This is a genomic window from Cupriavidus sp. 01L46 (assembly GCF_056399905.1).
This window is the reverse complement of record NZ_JBFTSF010000505.1, coordinates 1-2594: the sequence shown is the minus strand read 5'-3', so window position 1 is coordinate 2594 and position 2594 is coordinate 1. Positions and strand designations below refer to the sequence as shown.

Here is a 2594-nt window from a genome sequence, read left to right as displayed (position 1 = left end):
CCTTTTTTGCCTACTTTTTTGGCAAGACAAAAAAGTAGGTCGCCGCCCCGCAGGGGTGGTGAAACTGCAGTTGCAGTTGCCCTTGAATTTAAGCAGTTGCAGCTGCAGTTGCAGTCAACCCTCCCGTAGCCCAAAACCATGACATCCACCCCACTCCCCCTAACCCACCCAGCCCTGCTCCGCACCAGCAACCTCATCGGCCAAGAGTGGTCAGCCGCCCACACCGGCCACCGCCTGGATGTCACCAACCCTGCCACCAACACCGTCTTCGCTTGCGTGCCCGACAGCGACGCCCAGGATGCCATCCAGGCAGCCGATGCCGCAGCAGCAGCCTTCCCCGCCTGGAGCCGCCGCACCGCCCGCGACCGCGCGCAGATCATCAAGCGCTGGCACGCCCTGATCCTCGAACACCAGGAAGACCTGGCCCAGATCATCTCCACCGAACAAGGCAAGCCCATCAAGGAAGCCCGCGGCGAAGTGCTGTACGGCGCGTCCTACGTAGAGTGGTTCGCAGAGGAAGCCACCCGCATCAGCGGCGAGATCGTCGCCGAGTCCGTACCCGGGCGCAAGATGCTGGTGCTCAAGGAACCGGTTGGCGTGGTAGCCGCCATCACGCCGTGGAACTTCCCGCTCGCCATGATCGCGCGCAAGATCGCGCCCGCGCTGGCCGCCGGCTGCACGGTGGTGGCCAAGCCGGCGGAAGACACCCCGCTGACCGCACTGGCGCTGGTCTACCTGGCGCAGCAAGCCGGCCTGCCTGCCGGTGTGCTGAACATCGTCACCGCCTCGCGCGCCAATACGCCCGCCGTGGTCGATGCCTGGCTGGCCGACAGCCGCGTGCGCAAGATCACCTTCACCGGCTCCACGCCCGTGGGCAAGCACCTGGCCCGCGAATCCGCCGGYACGCTGAAGAAACTGTCGCTGGAGCTCGGTGGGAATGCGCCGTTCATCGTGTTCGACGACGCGGACGTCGATGCCGCCGTCGATGGCCTGATGGCCTCCAAGTTCCGCAACGGGGGCCAGACCTGCGTCTGCCCGAACCGCGTCTACGTACAGGCTGGCGTGCACGACTATTTCGTCGCGCGCCTGTCGCTGCGTGTGGCCGCGCTGCAGGTCGGGCCCGCCACCGATGACGCGTCGCAGATCGGTCCCATGATCAACGCGCGCGCCGTGGAAAAGATCGCCCGCCATGTGGCGGACGCCGTCGCCAAGGGCGCCGTGGTGACGACCGGCGGCGAACGCGTGCGCCTGGAAGACGGCCCGCACTACTACGCGCCCACCGTGCTCACCAACGCCACGCCACAAATGGCGCTGTCGTGCGAAGAAACGTTTGGCCCGGTAGCGGCCGTGTTCCGCTTCACCGATGAAGCCGAAGTGATCCGCGACGCCAACGACACGCCCTTCGGCCTGGCCGCCTACTTCTACTCCAATGACGTGCGCCGCATCTGGCGCGTGGCGCAGGCGCTGGAAACGGGCATTGTCGGCGTCAATGAAGGGGCCATCGCCTCGGAGGCCGCGCCCTTCGGCGGCGTCAAGGAATCCGGCTACGGGCGCGAGGGCTCGCGCCACGGGCTGGACGACTACATGCACACCAAATATATTTGCCAGGGACTGCTCGGCTAAGACCCGGTGGCATCCCATCCACGCCCACGACATTCTTCGGAACACCATGCCCGCACAAAATGCATTCAAGGCCGCGCTGGCGGCCAGCCAGCCGCAGATCGGCCTGTGGCTTTCGATGGCATCGCCTTATCTCGCCGAAGTCTCGGCCACGGCCGGCTTCGACTGGCTGCTGATCGACGGCGAGCACGCGCCCAACGACCTGCGCGGCACCCTAAATGCGCTGCAGGCGATCGCCCCGTACCGCTCGCAACCGGTGGTGCGGTGCGTAGCCGGCGAAGTCCCGCTGATCAAGCAGTTGCTGGATATCGGCGCGAAGAACCTGCTGGTGCCGATGGTGGATACCGCCGAGCAAGCCGCCGCGCTGGTATGCGCCACCCGCTACCCACCGCAGGGCATTCGCGGTGTGGGCAGCGCCGTGGGCCGTGCCTCGCAGTGGAGCGCGCGCGCCGACTACCTGGACGTGGCCGACGATGAGATCTGCCTGCTGGTGCAGGCCGAAACCGTGAAGGCACTGGCGAACCTGGAAGCCATCTGCGCTGTCGACGGCGTCGACGGCGTCTTTATCGGCCCCGCCGACCTGGCCGCCTCCATGGGCCATCGCGGCAACCCGGGCCACCCCGAGGTGCAGGCCGCCATCGAAGGCGCCATGCGCACCATCGTCGCCAGCGGCAAGGCCGCGGGCACGCTGACCTCCGACCCCAAGCTGGCGCGCCGCTACCTGGACCTGGGCTGCACCTTCGTGGCGACAGGCGTGGATGTGCTGCTCTATGCCGGCGCGGCACGCCGGCTGGCCGCGGACTTCATCGGCACCGGCGCCGCGCCCGCGGCAGGGCCATCTGCCGCATACTGATGCCCGCCACCGCAATCCCAGAACACGACCGAACACGACAAAGCACGCCAACATGCCGACTGATTCCCACACCGCCCCTGCCACCGTCGCCACCAGCGCCACCCTGGCCGCCATGCAAGCC

General features: G+C 67.4%; 2 protein-coding genes. Both read left to right on the top strand.

Annotated elements, in window-relative coordinates; all coding sequences use genetic code 11:
* Positions 1–138: 138 nt before the first annotated feature.
* Entirely contained in the window at positions 139–1623 is a 1485-nt protein-coding gene (locus tag AC1DS3_RS37595; RefSeq protein ID WP_441640974.1) for an NAD-dependent succinate-semialdehyde dehydrogenase, read from the top strand.
* 46 nt (positions 1624–1669) lie between these two features.
* Positions 1670–2473: a 4-hydroxy-2-oxoheptanedioate aldolase gene (gene hpaI, locus AC1DS3_RS37590; RefSeq protein WP_441640975.1), complete on the top strand. Its 804-nt coding sequence runs from the start codon at positions 1670–1672 to the stop codon at positions 2471–2473.
* The last annotated feature ends 121 nt before the right edge of the window (positions 2474–2594 follow it).